General features: G+C 44.6%; 24 protein-coding genes. 16 read left to right on the forward strand and 8 right to left on the reverse strand.

Annotated features, from left to right (window positions below; genetic code table 11):
• The first annotated feature begins 9 nt into the window (after positions 1-9).
• The 11 genes from BLL41_RS08195 to liaR all read left to right on the forward strand — a co-directional run bounded on the left by BLL41_RS08195 (position 10) and on the right by liaR (position 10,022).
• Positions 10-954, forward strand: coding sequence for an ABC transporter substrate-binding protein (locus tag BLL41_RS08195; protein WP_071577461.1), 945 nt, complete (start codon positions 10-12; stop codon positions 952-954).
• The gene (locus tag BLL41_RS08200; protein ID WP_071577462.1) at positions 917-1,978 is read left to right on the forward strand and encodes a FecCD family ABC transporter permease; all 1,062 of its coding nucleotides are present in this window, start codon (positions 917-919) and stop codon (positions 1,976-1,978) included. Before BLL41_RS08195 ends, BLL41_RS08200 begins: the two co-directional genes overlap by 38 nt.
• Positions 1,978-3,306, forward strand: a complete 1,329-nt coding sequence (locus BLL41_RS08205) for an ABC transporter ATP-binding protein (RefSeq protein ID WP_083427974.1) — start codon at positions 1,978-1,980, stop codon at positions 3,304-3,306. The genes BLL41_RS08200 and BLL41_RS08205 overlap by 1 nt, the downstream gene beginning before the upstream one ends.
• 21 nt (positions 3,307-3,327) lie before the next feature.
• Positions 3,328-3,915 (forward strand): cob(I)yrinic acid a,c-diamide adenosyltransferase, encoded by a 588-nt coding sequence (locus tag BLL41_RS08210; RefSeq protein WP_071577464.1) that lies wholly within the window; start codon positions 3,328-3,330, stop codon positions 3,913-3,915.
• 168 nt (positions 3,916-4,083) lie between these two features.
• Positions 4,084-5,352 carry an MFS transporter gene (locus BLL41_RS08215; RefSeq protein ID WP_071577465.1) on the forward strand — a complete coding sequence of 423 codons (1,269 nt, stop codon included), beginning with the start codon at positions 4,084-4,086 and terminating at the stop codon, positions 5,350-5,352.
• Between the two features lie 161 nt (positions 5,353-5,513).
• Positions 5,514-5,894, forward strand: a complete 381-nt coding sequence (gene liaI / locus BLL41_RS08220; protein WP_071577466.1) for a cell envelope stress-induced membrane anchor protein LiaI — start codon at positions 5,514-5,516, stop codon at positions 5,892-5,894.
• Positions 5,895-5,920: 26 nt separating this feature from the next.
• On the forward strand, positions 5,921-6,598 hold the full coding sequence (gene liaH / locus BLL41_RS08225) for a stress responsive protein LiaH (RefSeq protein ID WP_071577467.1): 678 nt from the start codon (positions 5,921-5,923) through the stop codon (positions 6,596-6,598).
• A gap of 100 nt (positions 6,599-6,698) precedes the next feature.
• Complete coding sequence (gene liaG, locus BLL41_RS08230; RefSeq protein WP_071577468.1) at positions 6,699-7,571, forward strand: LiaG family protein; 873 nt, start codon at positions 6,699-6,701, stop codon at positions 7,569-7,571.
• Between the two features lie 33 nt (positions 7,572-7,604).
• Positions 7,605-8,330, forward strand: coding sequence for a LiaRS two-component regulatory system accessory protein LiaF (liaF, locus tag BLL41_RS08235; protein ID WP_071577469.1), 726 nt, complete (start codon positions 7,605-7,607; stop codon positions 8,328-8,330).
• Positions 8,327-9,409: a two-component system sensor histidine kinase LiaS gene (gene liaS / locus BLL41_RS08240; protein WP_071577470.1), complete on the forward strand. Its 1,083-nt coding sequence runs from the start codon at positions 8,327-8,329 to the stop codon at positions 9,407-9,409. Before liaF ends, liaS begins: the two co-directional genes overlap by 4 nt.
• Positions 9,387-10,022: a two-component system response regulator LiaR gene (liaR, locus tag BLL41_RS08245; RefSeq protein WP_071577471.1), complete on the forward strand. Its 636-nt coding sequence runs from the start codon at positions 9,387-9,389 to the stop codon at positions 10,020-10,022. The genes liaS and liaR overlap by 23 nt, the downstream gene beginning before the upstream one ends.
• A gap of 7 nt (positions 10,023-10,029) precedes the next feature.
• On the opposite strand, the gene gerAC is transcribed toward liaR, so the two are convergent.
• The 3 genes from gerAC to gerAA are packed head-to-tail and all read right to left on the reverse strand — an operon-like array spanning position 10,030 to position 13,662.
• Positions 10,030-11,151, reverse strand: a complete 1,122-nt coding sequence (gene gerAC, locus BLL41_RS08250) for a spore germination receptor protein GerAC (RefSeq protein ID WP_071577472.1) — start codon at positions 11,149-11,151, stop codon at positions 10,030-10,032.
• Complete coding sequence (gene gerAB / locus BLL41_RS08255; RefSeq protein ID WP_071577473.1) at positions 11,148-12,245, reverse strand: spore germination receptor protein GerAB; 1,098 nt, start codon at positions 12,243-12,245, stop codon at positions 11,148-11,150. The genes gerAC and gerAB overlap by 4 nt, the downstream gene beginning before the upstream one ends.
• A complete protein-coding gene (gene gerAA / locus BLL41_RS08260) occupies positions 12,214-13,662 on the reverse strand; it encodes a spore germination receptor protein GerAA (protein ID WP_071577474.1) in 1,449 nt (482 codons plus the stop codon). The genes gerAB and gerAA overlap by 32 nt, the downstream gene beginning before the upstream one ends.
• 117 nt (positions 13,663-13,779) lie before the next feature.
• Between gerAA and BLL41_RS08265 the strand changes: the two genes are divergently transcribed.
• Positions 13,780-13,965, forward strand: coding sequence for a YvzF family protein (locus BLL41_RS08265; RefSeq protein WP_003244599.1), 186 nt, complete (start codon positions 13,780-13,782; stop codon positions 13,963-13,965).
• Positions 13,966-14,031: 66 nt separating this feature from the next.
• Positions 14,032-15,420, forward strand: coding sequence for a class II fumarate hydratase (fumC, locus tag BLL41_RS08270; RefSeq protein ID WP_071577475.1), 1,389 nt, complete (start codon positions 14,032-14,034; stop codon positions 15,418-15,420).
• Positions 15,421-15,459: 39 nt separating this feature from the next.
• Here fumC and BLL41_RS08275 read toward each other — a convergent pair whose 3' ends face one another.
• Positions 15,460-16,335 (reverse strand): TetR/AcrR family transcriptional regulator, encoded by an 876-nt coding sequence (locus BLL41_RS08275; protein WP_071577476.1) that lies wholly within the window; start codon positions 16,333-16,335, stop codon positions 15,460-15,462.
• A gap of 167 nt (positions 16,336-16,502) precedes the next feature.
• On the opposite strand from BLL41_RS08275, the gene spxO reads away from it, so the two are divergent.
• A complete protein-coding gene (gene spxO / locus BLL41_RS08280; protein ID WP_003221681.1) occupies positions 16,503-16,667 on the forward strand; it encodes an anti-adapter protein SpxO in 165 nt (54 codons plus the stop codon).
• A 28-nt stretch (positions 16,668-16,695) separates the two neighbouring features.
• Here the strand turns inward: spxO and cssS are convergent, their stop codons facing one another.
• On the reverse strand, positions 16,696-18,051 hold the full coding sequence (cssS, locus tag BLL41_RS08285; protein WP_003228527.1) for a two-component system sensor histidine kinase CssS: 1,356 nt from the start codon (positions 18,049-18,051) through the stop codon (positions 16,696-16,698).
• Positions 18,048-18,725 carry a two-component system response regulator CssR gene (cssR, locus tag BLL41_RS08290; protein ID WP_003228529.1) on the reverse strand — a complete coding sequence of 226 codons (678 nt, stop codon included), beginning with the start codon at positions 18,723-18,725 and terminating at the stop codon, positions 18,048-18,050. Before cssR ends, cssS begins: the two co-directional genes overlap by 4 nt.
• A 277-nt stretch (positions 18,726-19,002) precedes the next feature.
• Between cssR and htrB the strand changes: the two genes are divergently transcribed.
• The gene (gene htrB / locus BLL41_RS08295) at positions 19,003-20,379 is read left to right on the forward strand and encodes a serine protease Do-like protein HtrB (RefSeq protein ID WP_071577477.1); all 1,377 of its coding nucleotides are present in this window, start codon (positions 19,003-19,005) and stop codon (positions 20,377-20,379) included.
• A gap of 43 nt (positions 20,380-20,422) precedes the next feature.
• Here htrB and mrgA read toward each other — a convergent pair whose 3' ends face one another.
• Positions 20,423-20,884 carry a metalloregulation DNA-binding stress protein MgrA gene (gene mrgA / locus BLL41_RS08300; protein ID WP_071577478.1) on the reverse strand — a complete coding sequence of 154 codons (462 nt, stop codon included), beginning with the start codon at positions 20,882-20,884 and terminating at the stop codon, positions 20,423-20,425.
• An 89-nt stretch (positions 20,885-20,973) separates the two neighbouring features.
• Positions 20,974-21,816 carry an oxidoreductase gene (locus BLL41_RS08305; protein ID WP_071577479.1) on the reverse strand — a complete coding sequence of 281 codons (843 nt, stop codon included), beginning with the start codon at positions 21,814-21,816 and terminating at the stop codon, positions 20,974-20,976.
• Positions 21,817-21,949: 133 nt separating this feature from the next.
• Here BLL41_RS08305 and BLL41_RS08310 point away from each other — a divergent pair, with 133 nt between their 5' ends.
• On the forward strand, positions 21,950-23,746 hold the full coding sequence (locus BLL41_RS08310) for a M3 family oligoendopeptidase (RefSeq protein ID WP_071577480.1): 1,797 nt from the start codon (positions 21,950-21,952) through the stop codon (positions 23,744-23,746).
• Positions 23,747-23,840 lie beyond the last annotated feature (94 nt).

The raw sequence follows: 23,840 nt of genomic DNA on the forward strand, positions 1-23,840 counted from the left end.
GAAAAGATTATGAAAAAACGAGCCGGGATATGGACTGCGCTCCTGCTGGCTGCTGTTATGCTGGCAGGCTGCGGCAATTCTGCGGATCAGAAGGATTCCAAGGCAAAACAAAAGTCAGAAGCATTCCCTGTCACCATTGATGATGCGTCAAACCAGGATGTAACCATCAAAAAAGAGCCGAAAAAGATTGTTTCATTAATGCCGAGCAACACAGAAATTACATATGCTCTCGGCCTCGGTGACAAAGTGGTCGGTGTCACCACAAACGATACCTATCCAAAGGAAGTCAAAAAGGTTGAAAAAGTCGGAGATATGAATGTAAACGTTGAAAAAGTCATTTCTCTAAAGCCAGATCTCGTTCTGGCTCACGAGTCTTCCATGTCAGCGTCAGCGGATGCCATCAAACAGCTGAAGGATGCGGGCATTACCGTGCTGACTGTCAATGATGCACAATCATTCTCCGAGGTGTACAAATCAATCGAAATGATCGGAGAAGCAGCCGGGGCGGAGAAACAAGCCGATCAGCTCGTGAAAAGCATGAAATCAGATGTAAAAGATATTCAAGAAAAAGCGAAAACCATTTCAAAGGACGAGGAGAAAAGGGTATTTATCGAGGTTTCTCCTGATCCTGACATTTATACAACCGGAAAAGACACGTTTATGAATGAAATGCTGAATGTCATCCATGCTAAAAACGCAGCGGCGGATCAGACTGGATGGGTACAAATGACAGATGAGGCGATCGTAAAACTCAATCCTGATGCAATTGTTACAACAGACGGTGTGAAAGCGAAAGCTGTGGAAAAACGCGATGGCTGGAGCGAAATCAATGCTGTGAAACATCATCGCGTGTATGATGTGGACCCTGATCTTGTAACACGTTCCGGTCCCCGTCTGATCGAAGGGGTCGAAGAACTTGCGGAAAGCATTTACCCGGATACGTTTAAGGAATAATCGTTTCGCTGCATATATCATCGGTTTCTTATTTTTAGCCGTGAGCATCATATTAGGAATTTCTTGCGGCAGCCTGCAAATTCCTATTCTCGCAGTCTTTCGTGTCTTTTGGCATCAAGGCTTCGGTGGCTCTATCGGCTCTGATGATCAGATGTACACAAATATTATGATGAATATCAGACTGCCGAGAGTTGTGCTGGCCGCCCTTGTGGGGGCGGCTCTTTCTATCGCAGGGGCCGCTTTTCAGGGGCTGCTGAAAAATCCGCTTGCTGATCCCTATACGCTCGGTGTTTCATCCGGTGCTTCAGTTGGCGCGGTTGTGACCCTATTTTTTAGCCTGCAGCTTCCTGGCATCGGAGGGTTTACACTCCCGGTTATGAGTGTAGCTGCGGCGCTTGCCACGATGGCGGCGGTCCTTTCCTTCAGCCGCCTCGTTCACACTTCGATGTCTGTTTCCACCCTCATTTTGACTGGTGTTATCATCAACTCTTTTTTGGGCGCATTTATTTCTCTTATCATCGCCTTGACAGGAGATAACCTGCTTCCGATTGTGCATTGGCTGCTTGGCAGCGTCTCAATGAGAGGCTGGAGTTATGTTATTTTGTTTCTTCCGTTTTTTCTTTTGGGAACCATTTTATTGATCATAAACGGAAGGGAGCTGAACGTGATGACATATGGAGAAGACAAAGCAAAGCTTCTCGGAGTCAGCGTTCAGCAGAGGAAGATGATGATTTTAATAGCCGGCTCTCTTTTGACAGGAAGCGCAGTGGCAGTGTCGGGCACGATCGGCTTTGTCGGCCTTGTCATTCCGCATATCACAAGGCTTTTGTGGGGAACAGACCATCGGCATTTACTGCCGCTGTCTGCATTGCTCGGGGCAGGGTTTCTCGTTTTAGCCGATCTGCTTTCCAGAACGATCATTGAGCCTATTGAACTGCCGATCGGGATCATTACGTCCTTGGCGGGAGCGCCTGTGTTCGCTCTGATTTTAATTCGGCAGCATCGCGGGAGGAAAAGCTTATGATGAGGACAGAAGGGCTGTCGGGAGGATATGGCGACAGCTGCCTGGTCAACAATGTCAGCTTAACAGTGGAGAAGGGAGAATTCCTCGGAATTCTCGGCCCTAATGGAAGCGGGAAAACCACGCTTTTGCACTTGCTGACAGGTACGCTGCCGGCCAAGGAAGGCAGCGTTTATCTGGCCGGAAAACCGCTGGCGGACTATAAACCGAAGGAACTGGCGCAAATCATGGCTGTCCTGCCGCAAAAAACGGATCAAGCCTTCACCTTTACCGTCAAAGAAACTGTTGCCTTTGGCAGATATCCATTCCAAACGGGACTGTTCAGACAGCAGACTGAAAAGGATGAAGCTATTGTACAGGAAGCAATGGAGCAAACAGGAGTCGCCGATTTTGCGCAAAAGCCGATTCGCGTACTAAGCGGAGGGGAACAGCAGCGGGTGTATTTGGCACAAGCTTTGGCGCAGCAGCCGCGTATTTTATTTTTGGACGAGCCAACCAATTTTCTCGATCTGGCTTATCAAAAGGACCTGCTTGATCTGATCAAACGCCTGACGAGAGAACGCGGATTGGCAGCTGTTAGCGTTTTTCATGATTTGAACACCGCAAGCCTGTACTGTGATGGGCTCATGTTTATGAAAAACGGTACCGCAGGGCCTAAGCAAAAACCGGAATATGCTGTCACAGAACATTGCATAAAGGCGGTGTACGATACAGATGTCACCGCCTTGGTTCATCAAAGCTCACCTAAACCGATGATTGTGATTCAGCCTGAAAAAGATAGCGTGAAGCGGCAGTCTATCCCATTTGAAGCATTGCTCCAAGCGGGGCGTGATGACATTCTTCTGCAAACGGAAATCCCGCTTCGAACATTGTCCTCGACGCCTATCGGTGCAGGGTTTTCGTGGAGCAGAACGCTGATCCATAAACGGCTGCCAGATCAGTCAGATCCGATAAAAGGACTTACAGCTTACCTTTCAGAGAACGGTTTTCAACTGGAGGAAACGTGTGCCACCGCTTCTTCAGAAAAGCTTGACCGTTTCGTGTATCGAACGTTTGAAGATGGGGAGTTATCTGTTTTCATATGCGTTCTGACCGGCTTTTCAATTTGGATTTTGATTAACGGCTATGCATCAGATCAATTCTTCATCAAAGCTCTTATGGCAGCCGAAGCAGAACGGACGAAAGGGCTGGGAGACGGACGAGGCACAGGTGATATTCTCGTCGCCGCGACCCAAACTCAGCAATCCGAAAACACAGAACAGCGGCTGATTCAATTGATACAGAACGGGACAGCTGAATGTGTAAAAGAGGCTGTTGAGCTGTTTGAATAAGTCTGTAAAGGAGATTCAGGTATGAAACTATATACAAAAACAGGCGATAAGGGACAAACGGGCTTAATCGGAGGCAGAACGGACAAGGACAGCCTACGCGTCGAAAGTTACGGCACGATTGACGAGCTTAACAGCTTTATCGGGCTTGCTTTGGCAGAGCTTTCCGGGCAGTCCGGTTTTGAAGATCTGATAGCCGAGCTGCTGGCCATCCAGCATGAGCTGTTTGACTGCGGAGGCGATCTGGCAATTGTCACGGAAAGAAAAGACTATAAACTAACGGAAGAATCTGTTTCCTTTTTAGAAACGCGCATTGATGCCTATACTGCAGAAGCGCCGGAACTGAAGAAATTTATTCTTCCAGGCGGATCGAAGGGTGCTTCGCTTCTCCATGTGGCGCGTACCATTACAAGGCGGGCAGAACGAAGAGTGGTGACACTGATGAAATCGGAGGAGATTCATGAAACAGTGCTGCGTTATCTCAATCGACTGTCCGACTATTTCTTTGCCGCTGCACGGGTTGTGAATGCAAGATGCGGTATTGGCGATGTAGAATATGAAAGAAGTGCTATTGTGTTTCGGGACCGAAACAGCAGTGAATCGGAAAAGTAAAAGTGAGAGCCGGCGTGTTCAAATACATGCCGGCTTTTTTGTTTTTCACTCTGTCAATTTCCCATTTTACGACAAAAAATGAACCTTATGAATTATTGACTGAAAAATGGAAAAATGAGATATTGTAATGAATAGATGTAAAAAATAGGCAGTGGGGGGCTCTGATGGATGGTGAATTTAATTGAAAGTGATAGCATCTGGAAGAGAAATTTCAATTATCTGTTTTTCTCAAGAATAGTCAAGATATCCGGCGATATGTTCGCATTTAATTCAATATTATGGTTTTTAATTTATGACGGCAAAGGTGCGATCGGCACTGCTTTATTGATTGCTGTCACTTTTTTGCCGGAAGCCGTGCTGGCGCCAGTGACAGGGCCATTTATGAAACAGAGCACGCTGAAATTTTGGATGTACTTTTCAGATTTGACAAGGGCAGCAATTGTTTTGATTATCCCTCTATGTCATTTTGCGGGCTTCTCTCCGCTGTGGTTTGTCATGACGCTTATGATAGTGCATTCAGCTACTGGGGCTGCCTACAATCCCGCCTCTATCGCTTTGATACCTCAAATCGTAAATGAACAGGGCATTCAAAAAGCAAACGCTGTGCTGCAATCCTCCGCTCAAATTGTCCGGCTCGGGGCTGTCACATTATGCGGCGCTTTTCTTACATTTATCAGTCCTTCTTATACAATGCTTATCGCACTTGTGCTCTATTTGGTGTCAGGTTTTCTCGTCCTTTTTATTAAGTACACTGCGGTTGAGTCTCAATCAGAGTCTGCTGTTGTTACACAGAGAGGCACGTATATCGGAAGACTGAAACGCGGTTTTAGGCTCGTCAGAAAACATCAGATTTTATATCCGCTCGCTATTTACTGTATCTTTATGAATTTCGCGGCTGCCCCTTGGGAAGCGCTCTCGGCCGTATACGTTGCGGAAGATTTAAACGGCCAGCCGATCGTTTACTCGCTTTTAAAGGCCACCACCGCCGCAGGTGCATTTTTATTAGGATTTGTGCTGGCGAAAGTCAAAGTAAACAGGTACGGGCTGCTTTTCGTCACTGCCGGCATTATTGAAGGCTTTGCTTTCTTTATTACCGGGATGAACACCTTTTTGCCGCTCGTGTTTTTCGCTGCGTTTACCTTTGGCGCCGCAGTCAGTGCTGTTAATGTTCCTGAGTACACGATTATCCAGACCTCTGTGGATAGTGAGGATCAGCCGCAGGTTTACGCCGTTATACATATGATCTCAAATATTTCGATCCCTGCCGGAGCTGTCATTTGCGGGTATGCCGCCAATGCTTTCGGCTCAGGAAAAGTGATCGCTGCCGGTGGGATTGTCGAAATTATTGCGGGTATCGGAATTTTGCTGTTTACAAAACTGGCCAAAGCAGAAAGGTCCGACCTGATTAAAGAAAGGGAAGCAAGTGTTCATCTGTAAAGGGTTTTGAAACGCCATGCCTCGTGCATGGCGTTTTTTTGTGCCGATGGGTCCGGTGCGAGATACGACTCGGGTCTTATATAAAAATCAATCTCTGATTCGTTTTGCATAAATGCCAACTTGTATAAGATGAAGACAAGGAAAACGAAAGGAGGATCTGCATGAAGATAAACAAAAAAACAGTAGGCGGATTCTTATTAATTGTATTTGGGATATCTGTCTTTTTTGGAGGAGGAAGCTTCGGCTTTATCATCCCGCTCGCCATCGGGAGCTTAATGACATACGCAGGAGTCAAAAGGTTTGCCGCGGGAAAAACCATCACGGGAATCATCGTGGGCGGTATCGGAGCCATTATGCTCATCTGCTCACTTCCGTTTGTCGTCGGAATCGCATTGGCAGCCGCTATGGTGTACTACGGCTGGAAGCTGATGAAAAACGGATCAGCTGATAACGGTATATCATCTTTTGATCCTGAACCGGCTTCGGCTGCCTACCAATCTCACTTTGATGACGAATGGGAAGAATTTTTGAAGAAAAAATAATATCAATATATTAGGAGGAATCAGGTATGGTATTAAAAAGAATCAGAGACATGTTTGTTGCGTCAGTTCATGAAGGACTTGATAAAATGGAGAATCCAAAGGTAATGCTGAATCAATATGTACGCGATATGGAAAGTGACATTGCAAAAGCAAAGCAAACAATTGTGAAACAGCACACGATTGCCTATCAATTTAAGAAAAAATATGAAGAAGCCGCTGAAGTGGCTGGCAAACGGAAAAAACAGGCACAGCTCGCATTTGACGCAGGTGAAGAAGAACTGGCGAAAAAAGCGCTGACTGAAATGAAGTATTTAGAAGGGAAGGCGGCTGAGCATAAAGTTTCCTATGAACAGGCTGACAGTCAGCTGGCTGACCTGAAAGAACAGCTGGCGGCACTTGAAACTAAGCTTCAAGACGTAAAGGATAAAAAACAGGCGCTGATTGCGCGGGCAAATGCGGCGAAAGCTAAAGAGCATATGAATACGACATTTGACAAAATTGACAGTGAAAGCGCGTATCGTGAATTTTTACGTATTGAAAATCGTATTGAAGAAATGGAAATCCGCGCGAATTATTCAAAGTCAGCGGAAGCCGGCACAGAACTAACACGCAAGGAATTCGCAGATGATGTGGAAGCGGAGATTGAAAAAATGCGCGCGCTCTCACTGCAAAAATCAGACAAGACACAAGCGGCAAATGAATAAGCGGAACAGGGAAGGATTTGCTGTCAAGTCCTTCCCTTCCGCACGTATCAATTCGCAAGCTTTTCCTTTATAATAGAATGAATGAGAAGGATGAAACCGAATGAAAAAAATGCTTGGCAAACTGTTGATCACTGCCGGTATCCTTGTCTTTTTCGCTGTCGTCGTAAAAGACGTGTTTGCCGCAGGCCTGGGTTTCATAAATGGCACAGAAGCCGATTCAGCCAGCGCGTTGCCGCGAGACATTGACAGCATGGTCATAGAGTCTGATAGCAAGGATGTCCGGGTCATCGCGGAAGAACGAAATGACATATCAGCAGGCATTGAAGGAGACTCTGGAAAGTTATTTGTTACTGAAAACAAAAGAAAATTGGAGCTGACCGTAAAGGAAAAAGAATTTCAATTTTTGAATGGGTTTAACCGTTCGACTCTTATCGTCCGGCTTCCGTATGACTACAAAGGTGATCTGACAGTGCGAACCTCAAGCGGGGACGTGTCTGTGGTCGGGAATGACCATCTTGCGCTTTCCAGGCTGAACGCAGTATCTGCAAGCGGAAATACGAGAGTGACCGACGTCCGTCTTCAAGAACTGAAAGTAAAGGGATCATCCGGAGATGTCACCATTTCAAATACCAATTACAAAACAGCCGGCATTGATTTAGCTTCAGGGGACGCAAATCTGGTTCATGTATCAGGCTCTCTTGATGTGAAAATGACTTCAGGAGATTTTAATGCTGTATTAAAAAAGGTAACCGGCCCCGTATCTGTCACGCTGACAAGCGGTGATGTCAATCTAAGCCTTCCCCAAAACGGCAGCTTTACAGTCAAAGCGAAATCAGCGAGCGGTGACGTCAGTTCGCCGTATTCATTTGCTGATACAGCACATAAAGAACAGCATCACATCACAGGCACACAAGGAAACGGCCAGCATCCAATCGACATCAAAACGGACAGCGGGGATCTAGCGATACGGTAATACCAGGCAGAAGAAAGGAGGCGGACACCAGGAATGACAAAAAAACAGCTTCTCGGATTGATCATTGCTTTATTCGGCATCAGTATGTTTTTGCAAATTATCGGAATAGGCGATCTGCTGTTTTGGCCGCTCTTTTTTCTGATTGCCGGCTATTTTCTTAAAAAATATTCCCGTGATTGGCTTGGCTCCGTCATGTATATCTTTGCCGCGTTTCTATTTTTGAAAAACCTCTTCAGCATCACCTTTAATTTATTCGGCTATGCGTTTGCCGCGTTTCTGATTTACGCCGGCTATAGGCTTATCAAAGGGAAGCCGATATTTGAACCGAATGAGAAACAGGTCAATCTCAATAAAAAAGAACATTATAAGCCGCCAAAAGATGTAAAACATCCAGACTTGCGCAGCTTTTTTATCGGAGAGCTGCAAATGATGAAGCAGCCGTTTGACCTGAATGATTTAAATGTCTCTGGTTTTATCGGTGATATCAAAATCGATTTGTCTAAAGCGATGATTCCCGAGGGAGAAAGTACAATCGTCATTAGCGGAGTCATCGGAAACGTTGATATTTATGTACCATCGGACCTTGAAGTGGCTGTCAGCTCGGCTGTTTTTATAGGAGATATCAATCTGATCGGTTCGAAGAAAAGCGGATTAAGCACGAAGGTATATGCCGCGTCAACCGATTTCAGCGAGTCAAAGCGCCGGGTCAAAGTGTCCGTTTCCTTATTTATCGGTGATGTGGATGTGAAGTACGTATGAGAAAAAAAATGCTTGCCAGCCTCCAATGGCGCGCCATCCGCATGACAACGGGAATCAGCCTGCTCCTTTTTGCCTGCCTGATTTCCTTTATGATGTTTTACTATCGGCTCGATCCGCTTGTTTTGCTGTCATCAAGCTGGTTCGGAATTCCGTTTATCCTGATTTTGCTGCTGATCAGCGTGACGATCGGTTTCGCCTCAGGGTATATGTACGGCAATCGGTTGAAGACAAGGATTGATACATTAATTGAATCCATTTTAACCTTTGAAAACGGCAATTTCGCTTATCGGATACCGCCGCTCGGTGATGATGAAATCGGCCTGGCCGCCGATCAGCTGAACGAAATGGCGAAGCGCGTGGAGCTTCAAGTCGCATCCTTGCAGAAGCTTTCCAATGAACGTGTGGAATGGCAGGCGCAAATGAAGAAATCGGTTATCTCAGAAGAACGCCAGCGATTGGCCAGAGATCTACATGATGCGGTCAGCCAGCAGCTCTTTGCAATATCGATGATGACATCAGCCGTGCTGGAAAATGTCAAGGGTGCTGATGACAAAACAGTCAAGCGTATCAAGATGGTCGAGCATATGGCAGGCGAAGCCCAAAATGAGATGAGGGCTCTGCTGCTCCATTTACGGCCTGTTACCCTTGAAGGAAAAGGGCTGAAGGAGGGCCTGACGGAGCTTTTGGACGAGTTCCGAAAAAAGCAGCCGCTTGATATTGAGTGGGATATACAGGACACAGAAATATCCAAGGGTGTTGAAGACCACTTGTTCAGAATCGTCCAGGAGGCCCTTTCAAACGTATTTAGACATTCGAAAGCGACAAAAGTAACCGTGATTCTGGGCATAAAGAACAGCCAGCTCCGTCTGAAGGTGATTGATAATGGAAAAGGCTTTAAAATGGACCAGGTGAAAGCATCCTCATACGGCTTGAATTCTATGAAAGAACGTGCAAGTGAAATCGGCGGGGTCGCCGAAGTGATTTCAGTAGAAGGAAAGGGCACACAAATCGAAGTGAAGGTCCCGATTTTCCCGGAAGAAAAAGGAGAGAACGAACGTGATTCGAGTATTATTGATTGATGATCATGAAATGGTCAGAATGGGGCTCGCGGCTTTTTTGGAGGCGCAGCCCGATATTAAAGTCATCGGCGAAGCATCGGACGGCGGCGAAGGTGTTCGGCTTGCTGCGGAACTGTCGCCGGATGTCATTTTAATGGATCTTGTCATGGAGGGCATGGATGGCATTGAAGCTACAAAGCAAATTTGCCGGGAGCTTTCCGACCCGAAAATTATTGTGCTCACTAGCTTCATTGATGATGACAAAGTGTACCCGGTTATTGAGGCTGGCGCGCTCAGCTATCTGTTGAAAACCTCAAAAGCGGCAGAAATCGCCGATGCCATCCGCGCCGCAAGCAAGGGAGAGCCAAAGCTGGAATCAAAAGTGGCGGGAAAAGTATTGTCCAGGCTGCGCCACTCAGGTGAAAACGCGCTCCCGCATGAATCACTTACGAAACGGGAGCTGGAAATACTCTGCCTGATCGCAGAAGGAAAGACAAACAAAGAAATAGGCGAGGAACTGTTTATTACAATTAAAACAGTCAAAACGCATATTACCAATATTTTATCAAAGCTAGATGTCAGTGACCGGACGCAGGCGGCGGTGTACGCACACCGAAATCATCTCGTAAAGTAGGCGGCTGCTATTTGTTTGCGCCTTTCGTTCCGAAGTCTCTGACAACCACATTGACCCGGTAGTCTATTTCCGCATTGCTGAAATAATCATCATCCCATTTTCTTGAAATCTTTTTCCACTTTTGAGGATAATGAATTCTGACCTCGTTTCCCAGCCCGGTGACGTCCGCTTTGATCTCTTTCTGCAGCTTCTCTGTAATAAATGTCGTTACTGTTTTGTGTACTTTTTTTTCGACTGTCTTTTCAATGCTTTTAATATATGAATCCTTAAACGAATCTTCACTGGGATTCCAGTCCTCAGATAGACGACCTTCAATAGTGCGGGTGACAGTGAATTTGAACTTTCCGTCCTTATAGGCCGTCTTGATCTTCCGATTGCTCGAATATACTTCATAAGAAAAGAGATGGCCATCGCGCTTCATCTCAATGACGCCACCCTCGACAGTGCCAGAAAATAAGTTAATATTTTGAACCTCAATCGGGGTGAGATTCCGGTGCCATAATTTATTTTTTATGATAGAGGCTCCGTTTATCGCGAGCATGCCGTTTTCCTTACCGACATGAGGGATGAGGAATGAATCGTCAGAGGTTAAGTGTTCTGAGATCTCCCCCAATGTAACTGGCTCCATCATTCTGATCGTCACCTTATTATTCTCTGTCAGATCATATATCACGTTGGATGCGGGCTCGCCTTCATCATTCATTTTAAATATATCCTTAGTTCGGCCATTGGTGATGAAGACGTAGGAACTCCTCCTTGTTCCGTTGTCTCTGACAAACTGGTTAATGATCGCGTCCATTCCAATGTGATTCGCAATCACGCTTTTGGAAAGCAGAATGAGACGCAAATGCTGTGAAAATGTAGGATTATGCTTTAATGCAGAGGTTCTCATCATTTGATGGACAGTTTCACCCTTTGTGATAGACAGCTGTGTCGGGTCAGATGAAGAGCTCTCCTTGGCGCTGATTTTTTTTGGCACGAGAATCTGCTGTGTCAGCTCTAAATTCTGATCGTCGGGCTTGTCTAGGCCTACTCCGATCACCAAGCTTAATTCCTCGATGTTTTCGCTGTCCCAGCATCCGGACAGCAATAGGGTGCATAAAAACATACATAAAATCCGGATTTTCATTTTGCTGTAATCCTCCTTTTGAGAGCTACAATGAAAAAGAGAATGAAGGGAAGCAGAAACAGGGAGACAAAAATATATCCAAGATAATTGCTGTACATCATGACTTGATTGGCGTCATCCGGCCAGAGAGAAAAATAAAAGACCGTTATGCCGATAATCACCATGCTTGTTTTAGTCGATAATCCGAATGTCTTCTTTAGCCCGTTAGCGGCAAAGTATCCGTAAATGACAAATGTTGTAAAAAATTGGATGATCCAAACCACCAGTAAAAACGATTCAAACCGTTCAATGAATATGCCTTTAAGCTCAAAGGACTGAAAGAGAGAAATAGTCGGCCAAATCAGCGTTTTCACCTCGGGTGCGGTCAAAGCTCCGACAACGATAATATACGTAATGATATATAAGATAATCGGAATCAAAAATCCTAGAGACGCATATCTGAATGTGTATTTCTTTTTCTTCATATGTTCAGGAAGAAACAGCATCACTTCCATTCCTAAAAAAGAGATGGAAACGACGGTAAGGGAGTTTGCAACAGGTCCAAGGCCTTCACCTAAAACAGGACGCAAATTATTGATATCAAAAATTTTAAAACTGATCCCAAACACAACCAGCAAAATTATAATGGTTACCGTTAAATAAAAGGGAAACAGCCGCGACACATCACTTAAGCCTCCAACCATTAAATAAATACCGCAGCAAATAAACGTTAAAATAATGACTTGAATTGGTGTTCTCTCCAGCAGGAAAAACTTCACCATTTCAGCCATCGCCCGGGTCTCGAAGCTGGCTACGCCGAGGAAATAGCCGCAAATCAAAAGGCCGATGATACCGCCGATCCATTTTCCAAGCCCTTCCTGCAAATACTCAAAGAGTGAAGGGTATTGATGTTTTTTCTGAATGAGCGTGTTTAAATAAATGAAGAAAATAAAAATGAAACCTTCTAATATCAGCGTGATCCAGCCGTCAGGCGTATTAGCCTTAGTGGTCAGCGCTCTCGGCAAGGTTAAAAGTCCGGCCCCAAGCATTGTATTAGCAATAATCGAAATACCTTGAAAGGTATTAAGTTTCAGTGGAGTCTGTTTTTGGCTCATTTGGATTATTCGCCTCTTTTGGTTTGTTTTTAATTGGGAGACGGATAATGGAGTCATCCGTATTTTTCAGGCTAAAGAATCCGTTTGGCGAAAAATACGGAGACCCAAAGCTCGTTTGTCTCGTTAAGTGCGTATAAACGACAAGCATAAATAAAATAATGCCGTACAGCCCTAAAATAGCGGCGGAAAACATCGAAATAAAACGCAGCACCCGGAAAGACAGCCCCATTCCGTATTGAGGAACGGTAAAGGATGCAAGGGCAATGACACTGACGACAATGACCATAATCGAACTGACGAGATTCGCTTCTACAGCCGCCTGTCCGATGACTACGCCCCCGACGAGGCCGATCGTCTGTCCGAGCGGATTGGGGAGTCGCAGTCCGGCTTCCCTTAGCAGCTCGATGGTTACTTCCATCAGCAAGGCTTCAAATATCGGAGGGAACGGCACGTTTTCCCTGTTCGCCGAAATTGTAACGGCGAGTGCGGTCGGCAGCAGCCCCTGATGGAAGGAAACAAGTGCAATATAAATCGATGACAAAAACAAGGTGATAAAGATAGAAGCAAAACGCAGCGACCGGATAAGAGATGCTGAAATCCAGCGTTCATAGTAGTCATCCGGGGACTGCATCAGGATGCCGAGAGAAACCGGCACCAGCAGCACAAATGGTGAACTGTCGACCAAAATTGCCACACGGCCGTTAAACAGGGCTGAAGATACCTTGTCGGGTCTCTCCGTATTTTGAATCTGCGGAAATGGTGAATATTTATTATCTTCAATGAGCTCCTCGAGCGTTCCGCTGTCCTGGATATCCTCCAGCTGGATATTTTTAAGGCGTGCCTTTACTTCTTTTATGACGGACTTTTTTGCTTTGCCCTCAATGTACATAATGGCTGCAGGCTTCAGCTTGTTTTCGCCGATCATGATTTTTTTGGTGATTAATTTCGGATGAGAGGTTCTTTGTCTGATCAGAGCGAGATTTGTATCGAGATCCTCTACAAACGCAACTTTTGGGCCGCGAACCACTTTTTCTGTTGTCGGCTCTGTCAGGCTTCTTGTTTTTTTCTTTGCTGTGCTCAGAATATAGGCTTTGTCCAATCCGTTGATAAACACAGCACAATTGCCGTTGAGAATCGATTCAATCGTTTTTTTTGCGGTTTCAATAGGTCTTGCGTCAAGCTGGTCAAGGCGTTTTTTGACCTGGTCAAGCGTTAAGGTCTCCTCATCTTTAATCAAAGTTTTAATGGCTTCTGACACCTTATTCTCATCAGTCAGTTCACTGAAATAGAGATAGTAAAAAACCAATCCGTTCGCAAGCATTTTTTTATTTTTCACAAGATCATCGTTTTCTTTTAATTTTGGGAGCACCAATGCTAAATTATCGTGTATATATTCTTTAAACTCTGTTTGTTCCAATGAGGTCACCTCTTATCCAAAACCTTAGTAGAGGTTATCTTTTCCTGTTAAAAAAATGATATACTGTGTTAGAGTATTTCATGGAGTAAGTTTTTTTATGAAAGCGGAGGAAACGAAGTGGCACAGGTAAGGCTTGCTGGTAAACAAGAAGAAATCGAACAGCTCATCAGATCATTTGAACAGCATTATGATGTCTCTTATACATCAAAGGAGTACGGCAGGACGAATCCAAAATACAAATATTCAAAGGATTCTCGCGTATATCTTGAATTAAAATTAAAATCTGCCAAGATCGAAAAATAAAAAGGATTTTTTGTGTCATTGGCGAATTATGATCTATTGAAGCAACCGTTATGGAGGGATACATAAATGGAATACAGAATTGAACGAGACACCATGGGAGAAGTAAAAGTTCCTGCTGATAAATTTTGGGGCGCCCAAACACAGCGAAGCAAGGAGAACTTTAAGATTGGTTCTGAAAAAATGCCGATGCGTGTTGTGAAGGCGTTTGCAATATTGAAACGAAGCACAGCTCTAGCTAATAAACGCCTCGGCAATCTGGATGCTGAAAAAGCTGAAGCGATTGCAGCGGTTTGTGATGATGTCCTCAAAGGCAAGTACGATGACAACTTCCCGCTTGTTGTATGGCAGACCGGAAGCGGCACACAAAGCAATATGAACATGAACGAAGTGGTAGCCAACCGTGCGACTGCTTTATTAAAAGAGAAGAACTCTGATCTAACGATTCATCCAAATGATGACGTGAACCGCAGCCAAAGTTCAAACGACACATTCCCGACTGCGATGCATGTTGCCGCTGTTTTGGCTGTTTACGAACAGCTTGTGCCGGCGCTTGATCAGCTTCGCAATACACTGGATGAGAAAGCGAAAGCATACAATGATATTGTCAAAATCGGACGCACGCATCTTCAGGATGCTACGCCACTGACCCTCGGGCAGGAAATCAGCGGATGGGTTCACATGCTGGACCGTTCGAAGGAAATGATTTTGGAAGCGACAGATAAAATGCGTGCGCTTGCAATTGGTGGAACGGCTGTCGGAACGGGTATCAACGCCCACCCAGAGTTTGGAGAGCTTGTCTCAGAAGAGATCACTAAGCTGACCGGCCAAACGTTCAGCAGCTCGCCGAATAAATTCCACGCGCTGACAAGCCATGACGAAATCACTTATGCGCATGGCGCATTAAAAGCGCTTGCGGCTGACTTGATGAAAATCGCGAACGATGTCAGATGGCTTGCAAGCGGACCTCGCTGCGGCATCGGGGAGATCGTCATTCCTGAAAATGAGCCGGGCAGCTCCATTATGCCTGGTAAAGTCAACCCGACACAAAGCGAAGCGTTAACAATGATCGCAGCGCAAATCATGGGGAACGATGCGACAATCGGCTTTGCGGCGAGTCAGGGGAACTTTGAACTGAACGTGTTTAAGCCTGTTATTATTTACAACTTCCTGCAATCTGTGCAGCTGCTCAGTGACGGCATGAATTCATTCCATGATAAATGTGCTGTCGGTATTGAGCCTAATAAAGAAACCATTCAGGAAAACCTGTCAAATTCATTAATGCTTGTTACGGCGCTGAACCCGCATATCGGTTATGAAAACGCGGCGAAAATCGCCAAGCTTGCCCATAAAGAGGGATTGACGCTCAAAGAAGCGGCTTTGAAGCTTGAATTGCTGACAGAGGAGCAATTTAACGAAATGGTTAAGCCGGAAGATATGGTAAAACCAAAGGCGTAATAGAAAGAAAAAACGGCTGCTTTTTAAGCAGCCGTTCTTCTAAATATGTTGCTGTTTTAATAAATATTTAAGCTGCTCCGCATCTTTGGCGAGCGCTTCAGACTCCGCCAGATTATGAATCATTCCTTTTATGATCGCCAGCTTCGGTGTTTTTTTCTTCATTTCTGCTTCAAGTATGTCCAAGCTCTCCGATAATTCAAGAGAGGAGTTTGTGTGTAAGCTGTTAATTTTGTCACGTAGGCTTTTCACAATCGATTCAGTCAGCGGGTCAGGCCGTCCGTGTGTAAGAGGCCCAAATAAAGAGCTCGCCTCTTCCAATGTGATGAAAGGCTTATCGTTTCGTTCAGACATGCCTTTTACCATATCATCAATTCGATTCATAATGATATCAGCTAATTGAGACGGCTTCACAGTATACCCGAGCAAAATCATGCATTCCAGGTAAATCTGGCTGATGCCCTCTATTAAAAAACAAAGCTCTGCAGTGTACGGTTCCGCTTTTTTTCCGTAGATGTTCAGCAGACTGTCAATATGAAATTGAAGTGAGGACTGGCGGATTTTTTTTGCGCATTGCTCCACTTCCTCTGTGTAAGGCAGAGAACCTTCCTTCATTTGCATGCTGATAAAATCCTTGTGTTCAAGGATGTTTTCATAGAGTACGGTCAGTTGTTTGCGGTAAGCCGTTCTGGGGCTTTCGCCCTTCGTTTTAATATTTAAAATTCGGGTAAACGTTTTATCATAATAGTAGTTCAGCATAGACAGAAGAAGCGCTTCTTTCGAAGGAAAATAAATATAAAAAGCGCCTTTAGATATTTTGCATTCTTTTGCGATTTCTTGGACTGATGTTGAGTTGTATCCTTTTTGGGCAAACAGTTTTAAGGCTGTTTCAATAATCAGCTTTTCTTTTTCCTTCAATGGTTCCACCCTTTCGGAGCCCGGAGGCCTGCTAGGATATGACCATATAGTCACACCGTCTGTTATAAAATTAACCTTATTGTAACTTGTTTTTTTATCATGTATTATTTATATTATAAATTGAGATGACCGAATGGTCAAAGCTCAAGCGAAAGGGTGAATCTAGAATGAGAGAATTGGACGAAATGATCAGCCGCTTGCGAAACAGAGGAATAAAAGTGGAGAAAGTTAAATATCCGAAGCAGACCTTGTCAGAGAAAAAATGGGTTCATCAATGCAAACAGCCGCTCAAAACAAATTACAGAGATTTTAACGGCTATTCTTTCACATAAAAAAATAGACTGCAAAAACATCTACAGTCTATTTTGGCACTGCTATGCGGTATGTTACACCCGTTTTGTCATTTTCAATTGAGATAGACGCCTTATGAAGAGTTAAAATTCGTTTTACGATGCTTAGACCAATGCCGAATTCGCCTTTCTTCCCTTTATTAAAAGGCTCATAGAGGCTGGAGAGCATCTCATCTTCAATATGCGGACCGTCATTTTTAATGGTGATCACAATATTCCGATCATCTTGTTTCATGCTGATTTCTATTTTTGTCTCAGCATAGCGTATTTGATTTTCCAGAATGTTTTCGAGGAGTTTGTTCCATTGCTCCGGATCACCCGGCATCAAAATATCCTCTTCTACATCAATTTCCCACGATAGTTCTTTTCGCGCCCACTTCAATCGTTCGATGACTTCTTCTGTCACTTCCACGATACTGAACATGTCGTGCTGCACTTTTTGCTTGGCTAAATAATCCAGCTTCGTTAAATATAATAAATCCTTTATTTTTTTCTCCAGCTTAAGCGCTTCGCATTCTATGACATCTACAGTGTTTTCAAGATCTCCTTTAGGGAAAATCCCGTCTTTAATTGATTGTGTATAGCCTCTGATGACCATGACCGGCGTTTTTAAATCATGAGAGATATTTTGCAATAGAGTTCTTTCTGTTTCATCCTTTTGCACAAGCTTTTGGCGCATCTCTTCGATGGTATGGCCCAATTTGCCGATTTCATCTTTCCGATCCACTTTTACTGGATCATCCCAATCCTGTTCTGAAATCCGTTTGACGTGTTTTTCAAATGATACGAGAGGCCTTGATAAATACTTTGCAAGCCAAATGGCCGGAATCCAGCTTAATAAAATGACGACAGCTATAATAAACAGAAGCTGTTTGAACAAGGTATAGGCCAAATCGTCCCGATAAGAATCAAGCGCGTAAGAGAGCATCATCGCTGATTGTCCATTGACGGAAAGTCCCTTTTTAATGACAAAAAACACTTTCTCTCCATTGACGTCGGCGCTGTAACGTTTCTTTTTAGCTTCCTGCTTATCAGCCAGCTTGTACACCTTGTGGATAAATGAAGATGACAGTATGCTTAAATCCTTGTCTGAAGAAGCCTCTTCATTTTCAGGAAGGAGCACGTGCTGTACGGAGCGGACAGTTGTCGGCGCCGTCGCTTCCTCGCTGTAATAGCGCCTTTCAATCGAACCTGGCAGGCGGTACTCTGTCAGAACATGCTGCTCATTTTCAATCGTCGTATACGTTTCATTGGTGAAGAAATCGCGCAGCGTGTTTGAAAATAACACTAGCAGTAAAATCGATATCGCTAACAGGATGCCGGATATAACAACCCATATCTGAAACGCGAGCGGTTTGTTTTTCATGATGACATCATCCTGTAGCCGAAACCGTAAATCGTTTCCACCTTCAATTCTGGCATCTTTCTGCGCAGTCTCCGAACGAGGTCATCAACGACCCGGTCTGTTCCGAAGTAGTCATGTCCCCATACTTTTAAGAGGATATCCTCACGAGAGTATGGATGCCCTTTATGATGGATAAATAATAGCAGCAGATCAAATTCCTTCGACGTCAAATTGATGATATTCCCGTTTTCATCATAGACCTCGCGGGCGTCTTCAGCGACCCGATACGAGGAGACGGCAATTTCATTTTTTTGTACAGGAGGAGCTTCCTTATATACGAGCTGCAGCAGTTTTTGCACACGGATAATCAGCTCCCGCGGCAGAAACGGTTTTGAAATGTAGTCATTGCTGCCAAGCTCTAAGCCAAGCACTCTGTCAATATCTGCATCACGGGCGGAAATAAAAATGACCGGCACGTCAGGATCTTTCGCCTTGATTTCTTTTATTAATGTATAGCCGTCGGTATCCGGCAGCATGATATCGAGAATCCATAGGTGGGGAGACGGTGTCATTTTCTTTCTGGCGTCTTCACCTTTCGTAAAAGATGTAATGTTCCAGCCCTCATTCTCTAAATACTTCGTCAGCAGTTCATTCAGGTTATCCTCATCTTCAACTAGATAAATGGTGTATGACAAGGCTCTTCACATCCTTTCAACGTCATTATAAACTAGTTTTAACATACGGCTGGCAATTTTCATAATTTCACATATTCTTTTCATTTTTATCCCACAATGTTTGTTTATGATATGTTTAAGGGAAGAAAGGAAGAGAAAAAGAGCGAGGAAGATGTAGGATGATCAGACATATTCTATTTTGGTGCTTTGCTTTTCTCCTCATTATTGGGACAATTGAACTTGTACATGCGATGAATATGTAATGATAAATGAATAACCGTTAAAGGAGTGCAAGAACATGGATTATCGACGTGATGGCCAAAACGATCAACATCAAACAGAACCTTCACATACAGAACAGCAGAATACAGAAAACCAGAAGCTGATAGGACATTCTGAACAAGAATTGCTTGACGCGCCTGTGCCGTATGAAGCGGGACGGCAGGAAACGGCTTCTGCGTTAGAAATGGAAAAGCAAGAAACGGCTGTGAAAAAAGAAAAGAAACGGAGAGCCGCATGGCTGAGCCCGATTTTAGGCGGTATTATCGGCGGGGGCCTTATGCTTGGCATTGCGCCTTATCTGCCCTCAGACCAAAATCAGGCGACCGAGGCCGCTTCTGCAAATAAACAGGTGCAGTCTGATAATTTTACTTCGACACCGATAACGAACGCTTCAAACGTCGCTGATATGGTAGAGGATTTAGAGCCGACGATTGTCGGAATTTCAAATATCCAAACCTCTCAAAATAACACATTCGGCACGGGAGGCGGCTCCAGCTCAGAAAGTGAAAGCGGAACCGGGTCAGGTGTTATTTTCAAAAAAGACAGCAATAAAGCGTATATCATTACAAACAACCATGTCGTTGAAGGCGCGAACAAGCTGACTGTTACGTTATACAACGGAGAAACGGAAACTGCCAAGCTTGTCGGCAGCGATGCCATTACTGATTTGGCGGTTTTGGAAATCAGCGGAAAAAACGTCAAAAAAGTGGCGAGCTTCGGTGATTCTTCAAAGCTGCGCACGGGTGAAAAAGTAATCGCTATCGGTAACCCGCTCGGACAGCAGTTTTCCGGTACGGTGACACAAGGCATCATTAGCGGGCTGAACCGGACAATTGATGTGGATACAACACAGGGTACGGTGGAAATGAACGTGCTGCAAACTGATGCGGCGATCAATCCGGGGAACAGTGGTGGTCCGTTAATTAATGCAAACGGCCAGGTCATCGGCATCAACAGCTTGAAGGTGAGCGAAAGCGGTGTGGAATCACTTGGATTTGCGATCCCAAGCAATGATGTCGAGCCGATTGTTGACCAGCTGCTGCAAAACGGAAAAGTGGATCGTCCGTTTTTGGGCGTGCAAATGATTGACATGGCGCAAGTTCCTGAAACCTATCAGGAAAATACGCTCGGCTTGTTCGGGGATCAATTAGGCAAAGGTGTTTATGTAAAAGAAGTTCAAGCGAATTCACCTGCGGCAAAAGCAGGCATTAAATCCGAGGATGTTATTGTCAAACTAAACGGTAAAGACGTGGAAAGCAGTGCGGATATCCGCCAGATCCTTTACAAAGACTTAAAAGTCGGAGATAAAACAACAATTCAAGTGCTGCGAAATGGAAAAACGAAAACGTTGAACGTGACACTGACGAAGCAGACAGAAAGCAGCACAAGCTAAGAAGAAAACAAAAAGCTGAACCCAAATAGGTTCAGCTTTTTTGTTACCCTAAATAAGAGGAAAGCATCCACACTTGTTTTTCAACTTCTTCAATTAATCCGACAAATAAGTCCGCTGTCGCATTGTCTTGATTTTCTTCAGCCAAGCCGATCACGAATTTAGATTCGCTGCTGATTTGTTTGTAGTCGTTAACCAATGCTTGTACCATTTCTGAGGCTGATGTTTCGTTTCCGCCGTCTGTGATAGATGCATGCTCAGTGTATTCTTTCACTGTGGCAACAGGCTGCCCGCCGATCGCCAGCAGACGCTCAGCGATGGTATCGACTGTTTCAGCCGCATGATCATAAAGTTCTTCAAATTTCTCGTGCAATGTAAAGAAATGAGGTCCTTTCACATACCAATGGAAACGGTGGAGCTTAGAGTATAAAAGAAACCAGTTTGATAATTGTGTGTTCATTGATTTCTCAACTAGTGTTTGATTTGTTTTTGCGTTTTCAGTTTTCATAAGATAACGTCCTCCTTGTGATCTGTTGACTTAATTATATCATATACTAAATAAAAATCAATACTAAATTATAATAATTATAATTTAGATTAGCTGAATAGCTTTTTCTTCAGGATAGATTCCCACGCAGACCAAGGAAAAAGCGATCGGAACAGCAGGGTAAGCTTGATGCCTTTTCCGATCGGGTATCGCAATTTCTTTACATGCTTTTTTGTTGCCAATTGATAAATAAGGTCGGCAACCTCTTGGGGATCTCCGCTTTCTTCTCCGTTTTTTTCAACGTACGAAAGGATCTTTTTATAGTATTGATGATAGGCTGAATCGTCAGCAGGCACCGACATAAAATTTGATAATGAAGTTGACCAGATCGATGTCTTGTATGAGCCTGGCTCGATCAAAGCGGTTTCGATACCAAACGGAAGCAGCTCGATACGCAGGCTTTCAGAAAAACCTTCCAATGCATGCTTAGAAGCTGCATATGGCGATAGCGCAGGGAACCCGGTCAGTCCGCTGATGCTGCTCACGTTTATAATCTTTGCGCCGCCATGCTTTCTTATGTAAGGCAGCACGGTTTTTGTCACATGAATCACTCCGAAGACGTTCGTTTCAAATTGTTTTCTGAAATGTTCCATCGGCACATCCTCAATAAATCCTCCATAAGCCGTTCCGGCATTGTTGACGAGTAGGTCGATCGGGGCGTAAGCACTAATGGTTTTTCCGAATGAGACTATAGATTGTTCATCGGTGACATCAAGAGCTGTTATGTGAATGGAATCAGACACCTTGTGTGCTGCAGCCAATTCTCGAAGCTGTTCCGCTTTTTCAGGCTGTCTTGATGTGGCAATCACGAAAAACGATCGGGCGAGCCTTACAGCTGCAAGCAAACCGAAGCCGCTTGATGCTCCTGTTACGATTGCTATTTTTTTATTCATCCTAACCCTCCTATTAAACTGCTACAGCTATTGTACAATCCTGAACAGAAAATGACGCCTGTAAAAGAAATTTTTATACAATAATTCAGAATTGTTCTATAATAGAACGAAAGAAGGAAAGGGGTTTTGTGATATGGCGCTTCAAGGGGTAGACCAAAAATGGGATCTTGATTCATTTTTTAAGGGCGGGAGCCAATCAGAAGAATTCAAAGGGTATATTGAGAAGCTGTCACAAAGTCTGCGTGCATTTCAAGACATGACTGACGCGTTTCAGGTGCCTGCATCGTCTGAAGAGGCTGATGAGCTGACCGCGTTGCTAGATTTATTCGAGCAGACATCCGTCAAGCTTCAGCAGGCCGGCGCTTTCGTTGCTTGCCTTCAGGCCCAGAATATCAATGATCAAAAGGCTATAGAGCATCAGTCGCTTATGAATCGGCTTTCCGCAGATTTTCAATCGTCGCTCGTTACATTAGATCATAAACTTGTGGACGTTGATCAAGACGTGTGGAATGAATTGTTAACAAAACCGGGATTACGCGATATATCTTACATATTAAATGAAAGAAGACAGAGGGTTGCAGAAAAGCTTAGCCCAGGTAAAGAAAAAATGATCGGAAACCTTGCGGTGGATGGATATCACGCTTGGAGTGACTTATACAATATGATTGTCGGGAAAATGACGATCCCGTATGAGGAAAACGGTGAAAACAAGCAATTGTCTGTCGGTCAGGCAGAGAATATGATGGACCATCAAGACCGAGCTGTCAGAAAAGCAGTATATGAACGTTTCCATCAAGCATGGGAAAGCAAGCAGGATATTATCAGCAGCACGCTGAATCATTTGGCGGGATTCCGGCTTGAAACCTATAAAGCGCGCGGCTGGGAAAATGTCCTGAAGGAACCGCTTCAGATCAACAGGATGAAAAAAGAAACACTTGATACGATGTGGCAGGTCATCACTGAAAACAAGCAGCCGTTCGTTCAGTTTTTGAACCGGAAAGCATCCATGCTCGGCCTTGAAAAGCTTAGCTGGTACGATGTTGAGGCGCCAATCGGTTCTGACGGAAAGGTCTATTCCTATGATGAAGCCGCAAATATCATTACCAGCCAGTTTTCAACGTTTGGCAAAAAGCTGTCCTCATTTACTGAAAAAGCGTTTCGGGACGGCTGGATTGAGGCGGAAGACAGAAGTGGAAAAAGAGTTGGCGGCTTTTGCACCAGTTTTCCTGACAGCGGGGAATCCCGAATTTTCATGACATTTTCGGGCAGCGCCTCAAATGTTTCTACTCTTGCGCATGAACTCGGGCACGCGTTCCATCAGGAAGCAATGCTCGACGTCAGGCCGTTAAACCGTTCCTACGCTATGAACGTTGCGGAAACGGCTTCAACGTTTGCAGAGATGATAGTCGCGGACGCGACTGTCCAGCAGGCCGAGACGAGGGAAGAAAAGCTTGTTCTTCTGGAGGATAAAGTGCAAAGAAGCGTTGCGTTCTTCATGAACATTCACGCGAGATTTCTATTCGAAACGAGATTCTACGAGGAACGAAAGCGGGGAGTGGTACCGGCCAGCCGCTTGAATGAACTGATGGAAGAGGCGCAAAGAGAGGCCTACTGTAATGCGTTAGGAGAGTATCATCCGCTTTTTTGGGCATCAAAGCTTCACTTTCACATCACAAGGGTACCGTTTTATAATTTTCCATACACATTCGGCTACCTGTTTTCTCTTGGCATTTACGCGTTGGCACTTGAAGAAAAAGACACATTCGAAGAGAAGTATATGGCGCTATTGCGTGACACGGCTTCTATGACCGTGGAGGATTTGGCGATGAAGCATTTGGGTGCTGACATCACGAAGCGCGATTTCTGGGAGAATGCCATCAAGCTGGCTGTGCGTGACGCCGAAACCTTTTTGCAAATGACCGAATCTTAAAGAAAAAGCCGTGGCGTTAAATGCCCCGGCTTTTTCAATTCTTCTCTGAATGAGGATTTCATTCTCTGGATATACCTAAAACAAATGGAATCCT

It is taken from the genome of Bacillus sp. FMQ74, from assembly GCF_001875785.1.
Taxonomy (GTDB): Bacteria; Bacillota; Bacilli; order Bacillales; family Bacillaceae; genus Bacillus; species Bacillus stercoris.